Origin of the sequence: Plantactinospora sp. WMMB334 (assembly GCF_049179095.1) — a bacterium.
Classification (GTDB): domain Bacteria; phylum Actinomycetota; class Actinomycetes; order Mycobacteriales; family Micromonosporaceae; genus Plantactinospora.
Genome location: NZ_JBMHME010000002.1, coordinates 1,681,643 through 1,697,765 on the forward strand (window position 1 = coordinate 1,681,643; position 16,123 = coordinate 1,697,765).

Consider the following 16,123-nt stretch of genomic DNA (forward strand, 5'->3'; position numbering starts at 1 on the left):
TTCGCAACTTCGCAAAATGCGGTAGGGAGTTTACAAGAATTGGCTTTTTCCGTGCCTCGACCCGTCGATCGCCATCGTGTCATGGTTTCGGCATGTCCTGATGGACGGCCGATGGACGGCTGATTGCAGACTATCCAAACGAATCGACGAGGAGAATCCCATGGGCACCCCGGCGGAGCAGTTGCGTACCGAATGGGTCACCGACCCGCGCTGGTCCGGCGTCGAGCGGGTCTACGGCGCGGACGAGGTCGTCCGGCTGCGGGGTGTGGTGCAGGAACAGCACACCCTCGCCGACCGGGGCGCCCGGCGGCTCTGGACCCTGCTGCACGAGGAGGACTTCGTCCCGGCGCTCGGCGCGCTCACCGGCAACCAGGCGGTGCAGATGGTCCGGGCCGGGCTGAAGGCGATCTACCTCTCGGGCTGGCAGGTCGCCGCCGACGCCAACCTCTCCGGGCAGACCTACCCGGACCAGAGCCTCTACCCGGCCAACTCGGTGCCGGCGGTGGTGCGGCGGATCAACAACGCGTTGCTGCGCGCCGGCCAGATCGAGACCGCGGAGGGCCGGCAGACCGGGGGCGACGACGGCGGGATCGACTGGCTCGCCCCGATCGTCGCCGACGCGGAGGCCGGCTTCGGCGGGCCGCTCAACGCGTACGAGTTGATGAGCGCGATGATCGCGGCCGGCGCCGCCGGGGTGCACTGGGAGGACCAGCTCGCCTCGGAGAAGAAGTGCGGCCACCTCGGCGGCAAGGTGCTGGTGCCGACCGGGCAGCACGTCCGGACCCTCAACGCCGCCAGGCTGGCGGCGGACGTGGCGGGGGTCCCCTCAGTGATCATCGCCCGGACCGACGCGCAGGCGGCGACGCTGCTCACCACCGACGTCGACGAGCGGGACCGGCCCTTCGTCACCGGCGAGCGGACCGCCGAGGGCTTCTACCGGGTCCGCAACGGGCTGGAGCCCTGCGTCGCCCGAGGGCTCGCCTACGCGCCCCACGCCGACCTGCTCTGGATGGAGACCGGCACCCCGGACCTGGAGCTGGCCCGCCGGTTCGCCGAGGAGATCAAGGCGGTCTACCCGGACCAGATGCTCGCCTACAACTGCTCGCCGTCGTTCAACTGGCGCAAGCACCTCGACGACGCCACCATCGCCAAGTTCCAGCGCGAACTCGGGCACATGGGATACCGGTTCCAGTTCATCACGCTGGCCGGATTCCACGCGCTCAACTACTCCATCTTCGACCTGGCCCGGGGCTACGCCGCCGACGGCATGCCGGCGTACGTGTCGTTGCAGGAGCGGGAGTTCGCCGCCGAGGCGTACGGCTACACGGCGGTCAAGCACCAGCGCGAGGTCGGCACCGGCTACTTCGACCTGGTCAGCACGGTGCTCAACCCCGCCGCCGAGACCACCGCGCTGCGCGGCTCGACCGAGGAGGAGCAGTTCTGATGCGCGTCACCGTCACCGGACCGCCGCACGAGCGGTACGACGAGATCCTCAGCCCCAAGGCGCTGGACTTCCTGGTCGCCCTCGACAGCGAGTTCGCGGCCCGCCGGGTGGCCCTGCTGGACACCCGGCGGGCCCGCCGGGCCCGCTACGCCGACGGCCAGCTCCCCGGCTTCCTGCCCGAGACCGAGGCGATCCGGGCCGACCCGAGCTGGCGGGTGGCGCCGCCGGCACCCGGCCTGCTCGACCGGCGGGTCGAGATCACCGGCCCGACCGACCGGAAGATGACGGTCAACGCGCTCAACTCCGGGGCGAAGGTGTGGCTGGCCGACTTCGAGGACGCGCTCGCCCCGACCTGGGAAAACGTCATCGGCGGCCAGCTCAACCTGGTCGACGCGATCGACCGGCGGATCGACTTCACCGCGCCGGGCGGCAGGCGTTACGCCCTCGGCGACGACCTCGCCACCATCGTGGTCCGGCCGCGCGGCTGGCACCTGGTGGAGAAGCACATCGTGGTGGATGGGCGGGCCATCTCGGCCAGCCTGGTCGACTTCGGGCTCTACTTCTTCCACTGCGCGCAGCGGCAGCTCGACGCCGGCAGCGGGCCGTACTTCTACCTGCCGAAGCTGGAGAGCCACCGCGAGGCGCGGCTCTGGAACGACGTCTTCCGGTTCGCCCAGAACTGGCTCGGCATCCCGCGGGGCAGCATCCGGGCCACCGTGCTGATCGAGACCGTCACCGCCGCCTTCGAGATGGAGGAGATCCTCTACGAGCTCCGCGAGCACTGCGCGGGGCTGAATGCCGGCCGGTGGGACTACATCTTCAGCATCGTCAAGAACTTCGGCTGGCGGGACGACTTCGTCCTGCCGGACCGGGGCGACGTGACGATGACGGTGCCGTTCATGCGGGCGTACACCGAGTTGCTGGTCCGGACCTGCCACCGGCGCGGGGCGCACGCGATCGGCGGGATGGCCGCCGCCATCCCCAGCCGGGACCCGGAGGTCAACCGGGTCGCGCTGGCCAGGGTGCGGGCGGACAAGGAGCGGGAGGCCGGCGACGGATTCGACGGCTCCTGGGTGGCGCACCCCGGGCTGGTCGGAATCTGCCGGGACGCCTTCGACGCCGTGCTCGGCGACCGGCCGCACCAGCTCGACCGGCTCCGCGCCGAGGTCGCGGTCGGCGCGGACGACCTGCTCGCCGTCGACCGTACGCCGGGCCGGGTGACCGGGGCAGGGCTGCGCGGCAACGTGGCGGTGGCGCTGCGCTACCTCGACGCCTGGCTCGGCGGCACCGGTGCGGTCGCCATCTTCGACCTGATGGAGGACGCCGCCACCGCCGAGATCGCCCGCTGCCAGGTGTGGCAGTGGATCCAGCACGGCACCGCGCTGGCCGAGGGCGGCCGGGTCACCGGGAAACTCGTCCGGTCGATCCTGGCGGAGGAGGTGGCGAAGCTGGTCGAGGAGTCGGCGATCCTGGCCGGGGAGGTGGCGAAACTGGTCGAGGAGGCGGCGAGGCCGGCCGAGGAGGCGGCGAACCCCGGCGCGGAGCGGCCGGTCGCCGAACGGGCGCGGGAGCGGGTGGCGCAGGCGGCGGAGATCTTCGCCCGGAGCGCGCTCGGCGAGGACCTGCCGGCCTTCTTCACCACCGAGGCGTACGCCCGGCACCTGGTGACGGCGCAGGCGCCGCACCGGACCGCCCGGTCCGCCGCGCCGATGGCGGCGTAGCCCGGGCGTCCGGGACCGGGCCGCGTGTGTCTCCGCGGCACGCGCGGCCCTGCGGCGGCCCGGTCGATATACTCGCTGCCTGCCGCGCGGTGTCGCGGATGGGAGGGCGTGTGCTGGTCTTCTTCCTGAGCTACGCCCGCGGCGACGACGATCCCTACGTCGAACGGTTCTTCCGGGACCTTTCCAGCGAACTGCGTGCCAGGCTCGGACTTCCCCCCGGCGAGGAGGTCGGATTCCTCGACAGTCACGGCATCCAGCTCGGCACCCCCTGGTCATCCCAACTGGCGGTGGCTCTCGCCGAGGCCCGAACCTTCGTGGCGCTGCTCTCCCCGCGATATCTCGCCAGCGAGATGTGCGGCATGGAGTGGCAGGCGTTCAGCGAACGGATGCGGCGGCGCGACCAGGCCGGCGGTTACCCGGCGGCCGTGCTGTTCCCGATCCTGTGGCTGCCACCCCGGGTGATCCCGCCGGCCGTCGAGCAGCTGCAGTACCTCGAGGAGCACCTGCCCGACGCCTACCGCAGGGACGGCCTGCGGCAGCTGCTACGCCTCCACCGGCACCAGGACGGCTATCTGGAGTTCCTCGGCTTCCTGAGCGACCGGATCGCCGAAGCCTACGAACGACAACCCCTGCCGCCCGAACCGCACCCGATCGACTTCCTCCACGTGCGCAGCGCCTTCCACAGCAGACCGGCCGGGACCGTCGACGACGTGAGGAGCGCGAGCTTCGACCTCGCTCCCGGCGAGCGCTGGCCGGCGGAGCGGCCCGATCGGGTCCGGTTCGTCGTCGTCGCGCCGACCCGGTCGGAGGCGGCGGCGGTCCGCAAGCGCCTCGACGGGTACGGCCCGTCGCCGGCCGACTGGACGCCGTACCTGCCGGCCTCGCCCGAGCCGATCGGTGCGACCGCGCTCGCCGTCGCCCGACGCCACGGATTCGAGTCGCGGATGGACCGGGCCGAGGAGCTCTCCGAGGAGCCGAGGAAACACGACCGCGAGATGGTGATCCTGCTCGTCGACCCCTGGGCGACGCAGCTTCCCTCGTACCGGCGGATCCTCGCCCGCTACAGCGAGCGCGAGCCGGGGTGGAGCGGCGGGCTGACCGTGCTGATCCCGCGCAACCACCAGGACCCGGAAACCCAGGCGTACGCCCGGGACCTGTCGGATTCGGTCCGGAGCGTCTTCGCCAGTCAGGTCGTGCTCGGTGACGACCTGTCGTTCCGGCCGAGCATCCTCAGCCCGGCGGCATTCGAGGAGGAACTGCGTGTGGTGCTGGAGGCAGCCCGGGCGCGGTCGGCGGGCGCGGGGCCGGGTCTCCGGTTTCCGGTGACCCAGCGGCCGATCGTGGAAGGCCCCTGAGGTCGGCGACGATGACCGGGAGCGGTTCGGAGATGAGCGCCTCCAGCGCCGGGCGCCCGCAGATCATCACCTTCTACTCCTACAAGGGTGGCACCGGGCGCTCGATGGCGGTGGCGAACACCGCATGGATCCTGGCCAGCAACGGGTTGCGGGTGCTTGTCGCGGACTGGGACCTGGAGGCGCCCGGGCTGCACCGATTCTTCCACCCGTTCCTGCTGGACAAGGAGGTGCGGCACTCCCGCGGCGTCATCGACATGATCTGCCTCTTCGCGGAGGCGGCGTCGGAGCGGGTGGGGGGTAGCGCCGAGCGGTTGGGCGCCTCGGCCGAGCAACTGGTGCGGGAGCACGCGCACGTACTCGACTATGCCGCGTCGCTGGAGTGGACCTTTCCCGGAGGCGGCGGGATCGACTTTCTCCCCGCCGGGGTGCAGGACGACGGCTACTCCCACCGGATCAGCACCTTCGACTGGGACGACTTCTACGCCCGCCTGGGCGGCGGAGCGTTCCTGTCGGCGCTTCGGCAGGACATGCTGGACAACTACGACGTGGTGCTGGTCGACAGCCGTACCGGGCTCAGCGACACCGCCGGCATCTGCACGGTCCTGATGCCCGACATCGTGGTCAACTGCTTCGCGATGAACGCCCAGAGCATTGAGGGCGCGGTCGCGGTGGCCCGCTACATCGCCACCCACCGCGGCGAGCGCCGGATCCGCATCATGCCGGTGCCCATGCGGGTGGAGCGGAGCACCACCCGGAAGGTCACGGTGAGCCGGGCGTACGCCCGACTGGTGCTCGGGCCGTTCATGGAGGGACTCTCCGCCGACGACTTCAACCACTACTGGGAGAACGTCGAGATTCCCTACTTTCCCGACTACGCCCACGAGGAGATCCTGGCCCCGTTCGGTGATCCGCCCGGCCAGCCGGATTCGCTGCTGGCGGCGTACGAGCGGCTGACCGTGGTGTTGAGCGGGGGGCAGGTCGGCGGGTTGGTGCCGATGGACGAGGGTGAGCGGCTGCGCTGGTTGCGCGAGTTCGAACGGCCCAGGCCGGCGGAGTCGCCGAGCGTGCTCGTCTGCCACGCGACCGCCGACCAGATGTGGGGCGAGTGGGTGGCGGCGCGGGTGCGTGACGCCGGCCTCGACGTCATCCAGCTGCCGATCGAACCGCTGTCGCGGGACTTCGACGGAATCCGCGCCATGCTGACCGGGGTGGGTCGTACCCTTCTGCTCCTGTCGGCCGCCTGCCTCGACTGCCCGGCGGCTGCGGAGATCTGGTCGGCGGCCAGCGCCCGCGAACAGTCGTCGCCACGGTTTCTCCTCCCGATGCGGATCGACGGCGTGGTGCTCACCGCACCGTTCGACGAACGCGTACCGGTCGAGTTGAACCTGGGCTCGGCGGAGCAGGCGCGGGACCTCATCCTCGCCACGGTCGGTCCACCACCGGCCGGCGATGCGGAGCGGTCGCGTACGGCCGAGGATTCCGGCACGCCGGAGGGTGCCTCGAGCACCACCGCGGAATCCGGTGGCGCCGTCCCCGCCAGGCTCCGGTATCCGCTCTCGGCACCGGCGGTCTTCGAGGCACCGGCCCGCAATCCACACTTCGTGGGCCGGCAGGCGGTGCTCGACGCGCTGCGCTCCGGGTTCGACCGTGACGGCCGGGCGGCGCATCAGGTGTTGACCTGCGCCGAAAACCTGGGCAAGACCCAGGTGGCGCTGGAGTACGCGTACCGCTTCGGTCCGGACTACGACGTGGTGTGGTGGATCGCCGCAGGGCAACCGTACGGGGTCGCCGCATCACTGGCGCTGCTCGCGGACCGGCTCGGCCTGCCGGCAACGTCCGGCAGCGAACCCGGGGAGCGGATGCGTGCGGCGCTCGACGCGCTCTCCGCCGGCAAGCCGTACTCCCGCTGGCTGCTGGTCCTCGACCAGGCCGGCGAGCGGACGGAGACCGAGTCCTACCTACCGGCGGGTTCCGGACATGTGCTGGTCACGACGCGGAACCAGAGCTGGGCGGACGGCGCCGCCATCGAGATCGGTCGCTTCACCGACCAGGAGAGCCTGCTCTACCTGCGGAGCCGGCTCTCCGGGCTCGGCGGCGACGACGCGGCGCGGATCGCGACACCGTTGCAGAACGCTCCTGCCGGGTTGGCCGAGCTGGCGGACTGGCTCCGGGACAGCGGCATCAGCATCGACACCTACCTTGCCCTGCACGGCAGCTAGGCTCTCGGCCTGCGCGGTGTGAAGGCGTGGTTCGCCCGGTCATCCGTCGCGGGACTGGCCGCCGAGGTCGATTCTCGGCAGCCGGTCGTCCGCTGGCTTGACCGAGCCGACCCCGGCCACGGTGCTCCGGTGGATGTCCCGGACCAGTTCGAGGACCTCGCCCACGATGTCGTCGACTCCGCGCGGCTCGACTTCCGGTCCTGCCGCACCGACGTCGACGATCTGTCGTACCCCGTCGAGGTAGGTCGGCCAGGCGTTGCCGAAGGTCTCGGCGAGCAGGTCGTCCCGGATCGGTCGGGCGCAACTCCGGTTGAGCGAGTGGAGCAGCCGGCGCATCTCGTCGCGGTCGTCGGCACGGGTGAGCTGGAACCGGGAGAGCGGTCCCTGCAACTCGGTGGCCGTGATGTCCAGCAGGAGGGGACGGACCGCGGACTGGCCGACCGACTTGGCCAGTGCCCCGGCCTCGAAGTTCAGCCAGGCGGAGTGCATGTTGCGCCGACTGACGCAGATGATCCCCTGGTTGCCGCCGAGCTTTTCGGTGAGCACCCGGTCCCACAGCTCGCCCTTCTGGATGTCCTCGGAGGAGACCCAGGGCTCCAGCTCGTTGATGACCTGCGGCAGCCACTTGCGGAGCAGGAGCGCCAGCTGGTGGGTCTCGATGCCGGACCAACTGAGGAAGACTTCCACGCCACCTCCCGGGTGCCGAACGCAGGCGGAGCATACCGGCTGGGAAGTGGTCGGACAGTCGGCGTTGCGACCGCACGTCGGGGACGCGCGTGGTGGCCACCAGGGATGACGCGGGGTGCGCGCGCAGCAGCGGTCGACGACGACTCCAGAGCAAGCGCACCCCGGCATCCGTTCCTACACCAGCTGCGGGGCCATGCTGCCATAGGTCTTGAGGTGCTGGAATTCGCTGATGGCGGACGGCCCGCACAGCGTGCCGTAGCCGCTCTGTTTCATGCCGCCCTGCTCGAAGTGTTCGGACATGGTGCCCCAGGTGTTCAACCAGATGCCTCCGAAGCGCAGGTCGCGTGCGACGCGGCGGGCCCGCACGTCGTCGAGGGTGAACACGGCGGCGGCCAGGCCGAACTCGGTGGCGTTCGCCCGCTGGATCGCGTCGGTCTCGTCGTCGAAGACCTCGAAGGTCTGGACCGGGCCGAACACTTCCTGCTGGACGACGGGGACATCGACCTGGTCGACTTCGATCAGGGCGGGCCGGAAGAACGCGCCACCGGCCAGTCCGGGGTCGGTGACCGGGCCACCCCGGACGATGACCTTGGCGTAGTCGGCGGCCTCCTCGACGATGCGGTCGACCCTGGCGACGCTGGCCCTGTCGATCAGCGGGCCCATCTGACTGGTGGGGTCGAGCGCGGGGCCGACCTTGACCCCTTCCAGTGCTGCCGCAAGCGTGGTGCGTAGTTCGTCGGCGATGCCGCGCTGGGCGAGGACCCGGGAGCCGGTGCAGCAGAACTGGCCGTTCATCAGGATGCTGCTCATCACGAGCGTGGGGACCACGATGTCCAGGTCGGCGTCGTCGAAGACGATCAGCGGGGTCTTGCCGCCCAGTTCGAGGCCGAGCCGCTTGAGCGTGGGGGCGGCCGCGGCCGCGATGGCGCGCCCGACATGCGTGCTGCCGGTGTAGCTGATCACGTCGATGTCGGGCGAGGCGACCAGCAGCGGCGCCACCTCGTTACCGGCCTCGGTGAGGATGTTGACGACGCCTGCGGGAAGCGATGTCGTGGCGGCGACGGCTTCGGCGAACAGCGCGTTGGTCAGCGCGGTCTGGCCGGGCAGTTTGGCCACGGTGGTGCAGCCGGCTCCGATGGCCGGGCCCAGAGCGCGGACCAGCAGGACCACCGGGGAGTTCCAGGGCGCGATGATCCCGGCGACGCCTGCCGCCTCGGGGACCGAGTGGTAGTAGGAGCCCGGCGTGGGTTCGGCGGCGCGTCCGGCGATCTGGACGAGGGCGGAGGCGGCGCTGTAGCGCAGCCACTCGACCGCGGTCAGAAGCTCCCAGGTCGTCTGGGCGAGAAGCTTGCCGTTCTCCCGAGCCAGCATCCGGGCGATGGCCGGGACCCGTTCGGCGAGCCGGTCGGCCAGTTCGGTCAGTGCCCGCGACCGCAGGGACGGATTGCGCGACCAGCCGGTGGTGTCGAAGGTGGAGCGAGCGGCAGCGATGGCGGCCTGCGCCTCGGCGCGGCCCGCGGAAACGTAGGCGCCCACGACCTCACCGGTGGAGGGGTCGATCGACTCGTGGATCTGGCCGGTCTCGCTCCACTCACCGTTGATCAGATTGCGGGCGGTGCTGGTGGTCGACATTGTTGTCCTCTCGGTTCCTTGTCGGGCGGGGAGTGTCGGTCAGGCGGTATGTGCCGAGGTCGTGCGGCTGCGGGTCGCGGCCGGGTAGTGCCTGCGCAGGTCGGAGGTTGTCATCCGGTCGAGCATCCGGTCGGGAAGGATGCGGGAAGCCCGGACGAGGAGGGCGGCCGCTGCGCCGACGGTGTAGCGGGTCCGGGGCCTGCGGTCGGTCACCGCCTTGGCGATCGTCTTCGCCGCGACCTCCGCGGTGACGCCGGCCCTGGTGAACGCGGCCACGTGGGAGGGTATTGCCTGCATCAGAGCGCCGTAGCGCGCGTTCTGCTCGGGCGTCATCCCGTCGTCCAGGCGGCCGAGGGCGGCGATGCCGGCGCGGGACATCTCGGTCTTGACGCCGCCCGGTTCGACCACCACCACCTGCACACCGTGGGGGGCGAGCTCGTTGCGCAGCGCGTCGCTCACCGCCTCCATCGCGAACTTGCTGCTGGCGTACGGGCCGTATCCGGCCATGGAGACCTTGCCGTTGAGGGAGGTGATGTTGACAACGCGCCCCCTGCCGCGTAGGAGCGCGGGGAGCAGGGCCTGTGTGACAGCGACGTGGCCGAAGAGGTTGACCTCGAAGATGCGCCGCCATTGGCTGAGCGGCGTCACCTCGACCGGGCCGGCGCCGGGGATACCGGCGTTGTTGACCAACGCCCGCAGGGGTCGCGGGTCCCGCTCGACACGTGCGGCGAGCGCGGCGATGTGGTCGGGGTCGGTGATGTCGAGGATCACCGGCTCGACGCCCGCGGCGCGCAGGGGCGCGCCGTCGCTGTCGCGGCGCACGCCGGCGAGGACGTGGAAGCCGCGGCGGGCCAGTTCCCGCGCGGTGGCCGCGCCCATGCCGGTTGACGCCCCGGTCACCACCGCGAGCCCTCGAGTCTCAGATGACGCTGTCATCTTCCTAGTGTGCGATGGTGAGATGACATTGTCAACTAGGCCAAGTGACTTAGTCATCACACGGACGCTAGGATCGTCCGCATGACCAGCCGGGCCGAATCAGCGGCAGCCACGCGCCGCGCCCTGCTCGACGCGGCCGCTGATCTGCTCGATTCCGGTGGCCTCGACGCCGTGACGTTGCGCGCGGTGGGAGCGCGCGCCGGAGTGACCCGCGGAGCGCCCTACCGGCACTTCCCCGACAAGGAGAGCCTGCTGATCGCCGTCGGCACCCGGGCCTGGGACAGGCTCGGGGACCGCATGCAAGCCCTTCGCGCGGATCCGGGCCTGCCGCCCGCCGACAAACTGCGTGGCGGCCTCGTCGCGCTCATCGACATCGGCCGCTCTCAGCCACACCTCTACAAGCTCATGTTCAGCAACCCGCCCGGCGACCCCACGGCGCTCGCCCGGGCCGCCCAGCGCAGCCAGACCGAGTTTCTCGCTGTCGTCGCCGACCTGGTCGGCGAGCGGGACGCCCGCCGATACGCAGCCCTGCTCATCGGCAGCGCGAACGGGATCGCCGGCCTGGAGGCGACCGGACAGCTCACCGACCCCAAATGGGGTGGGGTCTCCGCCGAAGACCTCACCGACACCCTCGTGGACATGATCGCCGGCGAGAGCCGGAATGCATGACCGGTCACCGGTCACCGGTCACCGGTCACCGGTCACCGGTCACCGGCGGGCCGACGGCTACCGGCGACGACGGAGGAACCCGCCGCCGGCCGCCACGGCGACGTCGGCCCGGAAGAGCGCGCCCCTGAAAGTCGCGTCACCGCACGACGAGGCGCGGGGTCGCCAGCCACCGGCGGCTGGCGACCCCGCATAGCCTCGGGCCGTCCACCGGCCCGCGTCGACTACTTCTCGTCGGCGAGCGCGACGATCGCGCTGGCGGTGCGGAAGTACTGGCTGCGGCCGAGGTCGCCGATGGTCTTGATGCCAAGGGCCTCCTTGAGGTGCGTCGCGGCCCGCTCGCTGACGCCGGCGAGCGCGGCGACCGGGGCGTCGGCGAGTTCGGCCATGCTCTTGTCCTGGTAGTCCTTGTCGACCAGCTTGGCGAGGTTGGCGGTAACCGGCACGGATACTCCCAATCGGTGATCGGTCCGGCACGGCGCCGGATCCGGCCAGCATTGTTCCAGATAGGACGGACGACGTGCCGGCGGGATCACGAATCCGGCTGGGCCGCCCGGTGGCCAGCGCCCTGCGGGCCGGTGTCGCGGGTGGAACGCGGTTCGGGCGTGCGCGGGCGCAGCACGTTGCCGGTGAGGCGGGCCAGTTCCGCGTCCCGGTCGGCCCGCTGGCGCGGCCAGCCCGCCGCGTCGGGGCGGCGCTGCCAGGGCAGCGGCCCGGCCGGCGGCCGGTACTCGACACCGAGCGCGTCCAACCGGCGCAGGTGCGCGGCGAGCCGCTCCTCGAAGCCGTCCCGGTGCTCCGGGCCCGGCGGCGACCAGACCGCCTCGGCGAACGCGGCGAGCCGGGGAAAGGCGAGATAGTCCACCGCCCGGGGATTGTCGGCGTGCTCGGTCCAGAGGTTGCACTGCGCACCGACGACCCGGTGCCGCAGCGCCACCGGCAGCTCCGCCGGCACCGGCTCGAAGTTCCGCACGTCGGCGACGGTCAGCACGGTGCCGACCGGGATCGGCTCGTCGGGCGAGTCCGACTGCCGGTAGTCCAGGTAGGCGGAGCTGTCCCAGCACGAGACGACGTCGTGCCCGGCCCGGGCCGCCGCGACCGCCGGCGCCGGGCCGCGCCAGGCCGCGACGGTCGCCCCGGCCGGCAACCCACCCTCCAGGATCTCGTCCCAGCCGAAGAGCGCCCGGCCGCGCCCGGCCAGGTGTCGCTGGAGCTGCCGGACGAACCAGCTCTGCAGCTCGTCCTCGTCGCGCAGCCCCAGCTCCTGGCGGCGCCGTTGGGCGGCCGGGCTGGCCCGCCACTCGCCCTTGTCGCACTCGTCGCCGCCGATCCCGACGTGCCTGCTCGGGAAGAGCTCCACCACCTCGTCCAGCACGTGCCGGGCGAAGTCGAGGGTCTCGTCGGAGACGTTCAGGACCCGGGACGAGATCCCCCAGCGCGTCGAGACCGCGACCGGCTCGCCGGGGTCGTTGCCGAGTTCGGGGTACGCCGCGATCGCCGCCTGGGTGTGCCCGGGCAGATCGATCTCGGGTACGACGGTGACGAAGCGCTCCGCCGCGTACCCGACGATCTCGCGGATGTCGTCCTGGGTGTAGTAGCCGCCGTGCGGCCGGCCGTCGAAGCGCTCGTGCTGCCGTGCGCCGACCATCGACTCGGGCCGCCAGGCGCCGACCTCGGTCAGCCGGGGGTAGCGCCGGACCTGCAACCGCCAGCCCTGGTCGTCGGTGAGGTGCAGGTGCAGCACGTTCAGTTTGTGCGCGGCGAGCAGGTCGACGAAGCGCAGCACCCCGGCGACCGGGATGAAGTGCCGGGCCACGTCGAGTAGGCAGCCGCGCCAGCCGAAGCGCGGCGCGTCGGAGATCTCGACGCCGGGCAGCCGCCACGGGCCGGCCGCCACCCGGGAGCGCCGGTACACGGCCGGGGGCAGCAACTGGAGCAGGCTCTGCGTGCCGTGGTGGACCCCGGCCGGGTCGCCGCCGGTCACGGCGACGCCGTCGGGGCGTACCCGGAGGTGGTAGCCCCCGGCGGGCAGCGCCGGGTCGACGGCGAGCGCGATGCTGCCTGCCCCGGCGGCGGCACCACCCCCGTTGTGGGCGCCGCCGCCGGGGCAGGGGTCCGGCAGGGCCAGGCCGGTCGAGCGGGTGAGGGTTTCCCGGAGCAGCCGGGTCACCCCGGCGCTGGCGGGATCCGAGCCGAGCGTGGTCGCCGGGCCGAGGACGAACACCCCGGGTCGCTCCTCGGTGGTGACCGGCCGGGGGAGCAGGCGGGAGAGCATCAGTCCTTCACCGCCCCGCCGAGCCCGGCGACGAGCCGGCGCCGGACGAAGACGAAGAAGACCAGCACCGGGACGGTCATCAGGGTGGAGGCGGCCATGATGCCGCCCCAGTCGTTCTCGTCCGGCTTGAAGAAGACGAGCAGCGCGGCGGGGAGGGTCTGGTTCTCCGTGGCGCTGATGATGAAGGTCTTGGCGAAGAGGAAGTCGTTCCAGGCGGTGATGAAGGAGAAGATGCTGGTCGCGGCGAGGCCGGGCGCGATCAGCGGGAAGAGGATCCGCCACAGGATGGTGAACCGGGAGGCACCGTCCACGGTGGCCGCCTCCTCCACCTCCGGCGGCACCGCCGCCACGAAGCCGCGCAGCATCCAGATCGCGAACGGCAGGCTGAAGGCGAGGTGCACCAGCACCAGCGAGCCGAGGGTGTTCAGCCCGACGCCCGGCACCGTACGGCCCAGGTCGCGGATCTGGAAGAAGAGCGGGATGGTCAGCGCCTCGACCGGCACCATCTGGGCGATCAGAAAGAGCACCAGGATGGTGCCGCGGGTGCGGAACCGGTAGCGGGTCAGCGCCACCGCCGCCAGGAAGGCGACAAGCGCGCTCAGCGCCACCACGGTGAGCGCCACCACAAGGCTGTTCAGGAAGTAGCGGCCGAAGCCGCTCACCCCGAGCGCCGAGCGGAAGTGCTCCAGCGTCGGGTGCAGCGTCCACGGGCGCGGGTCGGCCGAAACGATCTCGCCGGTCGGCTTCAGCGCCGAGAGCAGCATCCAGTAGATCGGGAAGACCGTGACCACGGCGACCAGGATCGCCACGGCGTCCGCGACGCGGTGGCGCATCACGGTGTCACCCTTCGTTCGTGACTGCGGGGCTCGCAAGACCGGCTCACTCCTCGCACTCACGGTGCCGCCTTTCGTTCGTGACTGCGGGGCTCGCAAGACCGGCTCACTCCTCGCACTCACAGCACCTCCCCGGTGCGGCGCAGCGCGCGCAGGTAGAAGAGCGTGACCACCAGCAGGATCACCGTCATCACGATGCCGATCGCCGAGCCCAGGCCGTACTGGGCGGAGGCGAAGGCCTTTTGGTACGCGTACACGTTGAGCACCATGTTCTGCCCGGCGATGCCGCCGCCCCGGGTCATCACGTAGATCTGGGTGAAGATCTTGAAGTCCCAGATGATCGACTGGATCACCACGATCGCGATAAGCGGCCGGAGCATCGGCACGGTGATCCGACGGAACGCGGTGGCCGCCCCCGCACCGTCCAGCGCCGCCGCCTCCAGCACCGACGGCGGGACCGCCTGGATGCCGGCGTAGAGGGTGATCATCACGAACGGGAAGGAGTGCCAGACCACCACCGCACCGACCAGGGCGAAGGCCACGGTCCGGTCGTAGAGCCAGTTGTAGCCTCCCAGCCCCAGCACCTCGTTGACGAGCCCGAGGTTGCTGTCGAAGAGGAACGCCCAGACCACCGAGCCGGTCATCGCCGGTGCCGCCCAGGCGGTCAGCGCGGAGTAGGAGAGCAGGGTCCGGGCCAGCTTCCCGATCCGGGTCATCAGCACCGCCAGCGCGGCACCGATGGCGAGGGTGGTGAGCACGCAGCCGGCGGCGAAGACGACCGTCTGGCCGAGCACCGTCCAGAACGTCCGGTCGGCGAAGAGGCTCTGGAAGTTGCCCGCGCCCACGAACCGGGCCGGCTCGCCGCCGGAGACCTGCGGCTGCCCGTACTCGAAGAGGGAGAGCAGGCCGAGCTGGTAGAGCGGGTACGCGAACATCGGCACCAGCACGGCGAGCGCCGGCAGCAGCAGCCAGAGCGGCGCCAGCCGCTGCTGCCGGCGGATCGTTGCGGGAGAGGGCACGCCGGCTACTTCCCGAAGGCCGCGGCGATCTGCGTGTTCGCCTCGGCGGCCGCGGCGTCGACGGTCGCTCTGCCGGTGATCACCTTCTGGAGCATGTTCGGCAGGATCTTCTCGGCGTCGATGGTGGTCCACGCCTCGTCGACCGGCACGAACCTCGTCCCGGCCTCCATCGTCTCGATGAACGGTGTGAGGAACGGCTCCTTGGCGATCACCTCGGCGCGGGCGGACTTCATCGCCGGCACGAAGCCCATCGCGTCATAGAGCTTCAGGGTGTATTTCCTGCTCGCCAGCAGGTGCATGAACTCGACCGCCAGGCTGCGGTGCGTGGTGGAGCGGAAGACGCCCAGGCTGCTGCCACCGGCGAAGGCGGGGGCGATCGAGCCGGGCTTGGCGCCGGGCAGCGGCACGACGCCGTACGTGCCCTTGACCGCGCCGGCCTCCACCGCCGAGCGGTTGAAGTTGCCGAGGATCCCCATCCCGGCCCGCCCGGCCGCGAACGCCTCCACGGTGCCGCCGCCGGTCAGGTCGACGCACTGCTGCGGCGGGCAGATCTGAGGGCTGAACAGGTCGGTGTACGCCTTGATCCCGGCCTTGGCGGCGGGCGAGTCGATCGTGGCGGTGTAGGTCCCGCCGGAACTGGTCGCGATGTCGCCACCGGCGTCCCAGACGAAGGGCAGGGCGCCGAAGGTGTAGAGCCCGCCGACCGCGATCCCGAGCATCTGCGGCCGCCCGGCCCGGACCTTCCTGGCGGCGGTGACGAGTTCGGCGTAGGAGGTCGGCGGGGTGAGCCCGAGCTCGGTGAAGACATCGGTGCGGTAGTAGAGGGCCCGGACGCCGATCCACCACGGCACCCCGTACGCCTTGTCACCGACGGTGACCGTCTGGACCAGGTCGGCCGGCAGGTCCCCGGCCTCGGCCCACGCCCCGTTCTCCGCCGTCACGTCGGCCATTCCGTTCGAGGCGACGAAGCTGGCCAGGTCGGTGTTGCCGACCTCGGTGACGTCCGGCGCGCTCGCCGGGTCGTTCAGCGCGCCCTTGTACTTCTCCGCCCGGGTGTCGGTGGCCAGATAGCTGACGTCGACCTTCACCCCGGAGTTCTTGGCGGTGAACTCCGCGACCGCCTCGTTGACCACCGCCTCCTTGGCGGCCCGGTTGGCCTCGTCGAAGAGCCAGACCCGCAGGGTGCCGCTCCGGCTGTCGGTGCTCTCGGGGGGTGCCTCGGTGGAGGGCGCGCAGGCGCCGGCGCCGACGGCAAGCGCGAGCAGCGCGGGAAGTGCCAGGAGTTTCCGCACGGGCTTCCTCCTTCAATAACGAGCTACGTTCGTAATTAGGCCGA

General features: G+C 71.3%; 13 protein-coding genes. 5 read left to right on the plus strand and 8 right to left on the minus strand.

Annotated elements, in window-relative coordinates; translation table 11 throughout:
* Positions 1-160: 160 nt before the first annotated feature.
* From aceA to ACN27G_RS07310, 4 genes are all read left to right on the plus strand, one after another.
* A complete protein-coding gene (gene aceA, locus ACN27G_RS07295; RefSeq protein WP_421492013.1) occupies positions 161-1,444 on the plus strand; it encodes an isocitrate lyase in 1,284 nt (427 codons plus the stop codon).
* Complete coding sequence (gene aceB, locus ACN27G_RS07300; RefSeq protein WP_421492014.1) at positions 1,444-3,165, plus strand: malate synthase A; 1,722 nt, start codon at positions 1,444-1,446, stop codon at positions 3,163-3,165. Before aceA ends, aceB begins: the two co-directional genes overlap by 1 nt.
* A gap of 98 nt (positions 3,166-3,263) precedes the next feature.
* On the plus strand, positions 3,264-4,520 hold the full coding sequence (locus ACN27G_RS07305; RefSeq protein ID WP_421492015.1) for a TIR-like protein FxsC: 1,257 nt from the start codon (positions 3,264-3,266) through the stop codon (positions 4,518-4,520).
* 32 nt (positions 4,521-4,552) lie between these two features.
* Positions 4,553-6,739, plus strand: a complete 2,187-nt coding sequence (locus ACN27G_RS07310; RefSeq protein ID WP_421492016.1) for a KGGVGR-motif variant AAA ATPase — start codon at positions 4,553-4,555, stop codon at positions 6,737-6,739.
* 39 nt (positions 6,740-6,778) lie between these two features.
* Here ACN27G_RS07310 and ACN27G_RS07315 read toward each other — a convergent pair whose 3' ends face one another.
* The 3 genes from ACN27G_RS07315 to ACN27G_RS07325 form a co-directional block, all read right to left on the minus strand.
* Complete coding sequence (locus tag ACN27G_RS07315) at positions 6,779-7,426, minus strand: hypothetical protein (protein ID WP_421492017.1); 648 nt, start codon at positions 7,424-7,426, stop codon at positions 6,779-6,781.
* Positions 7,427-7,600: 174 nt separating this feature from the next.
* On the minus strand, positions 7,601-9,058 hold the full coding sequence (locus ACN27G_RS07320; RefSeq protein WP_421492018.1) for an aldehyde dehydrogenase family protein: 1,458 nt from the start codon (positions 9,056-9,058) through the stop codon (positions 7,601-7,603).
* Positions 9,059-9,097: 39 nt separating this feature from the next.
* Complete coding sequence (locus ACN27G_RS07325; RefSeq protein WP_421492019.1) at positions 9,098-9,994, minus strand: SDR family oxidoreductase; 897 nt, start codon at positions 9,992-9,994, stop codon at positions 9,098-9,100.
* 81 nt (positions 9,995-10,075) lie between these two features.
* Here ACN27G_RS07325 and ACN27G_RS07330 point away from each other — a divergent pair, with 81 nt between their 5' ends.
* A complete protein-coding gene (locus ACN27G_RS07330; RefSeq protein WP_421492020.1) occupies positions 10,076-10,663 on the plus strand; it encodes a TetR/AcrR family transcriptional regulator in 588 nt (195 codons plus the stop codon).
* A gap of 221 nt (positions 10,664-10,884) precedes the next feature.
* Here the strand turns inward: ACN27G_RS07330 and ACN27G_RS07335 are convergent, their stop codons facing one another.
* The 5 genes from ACN27G_RS07335 to ACN27G_RS07355 form a co-directional block, all read right to left on the minus strand.
* Positions 10,885-11,106, minus strand: coding sequence for a hypothetical protein (locus ACN27G_RS07335; protein WP_421492021.1), 222 nt, complete (start codon positions 11,104-11,106; stop codon positions 10,885-10,887).
* Positions 11,107-11,192: 86 nt separating this feature from the next.
* Complete coding sequence (locus tag ACN27G_RS07340; RefSeq protein ID WP_421492022.1) at positions 11,193-12,935, minus strand: beta-N-acetylhexosaminidase; 1,743 nt, start codon at positions 12,933-12,935, stop codon at positions 11,193-11,195.
* Positions 12,935-13,768, minus strand: coding sequence for a carbohydrate ABC transporter permease (locus ACN27G_RS07345; RefSeq protein WP_421497263.1), 834 nt, complete (start codon positions 13,766-13,768; stop codon positions 12,935-12,937). Before ACN27G_RS07345 ends, ACN27G_RS07340 begins: the two co-directional genes overlap by 1 nt.
* A 119-nt stretch (positions 13,769-13,887) precedes the next feature.
* Positions 13,888-14,787 (minus strand): carbohydrate ABC transporter permease, encoded by a 900-nt coding sequence (locus ACN27G_RS07350; RefSeq protein WP_421492023.1) that lies wholly within the window; start codon positions 14,785-14,787, stop codon positions 13,888-13,890.
* Between the two features lie 5 nt (positions 14,788-14,792).
* The gene (locus ACN27G_RS07355; protein WP_421492024.1) at positions 14,793-16,079 is read right to left on the minus strand and encodes an extracellular solute-binding protein; all 1,287 of its coding nucleotides are present in this window, start codon (positions 16,077-16,079) and stop codon (positions 14,793-14,795) included.
* Positions 16,080-16,123: the final 44 nt, after the last annotated feature.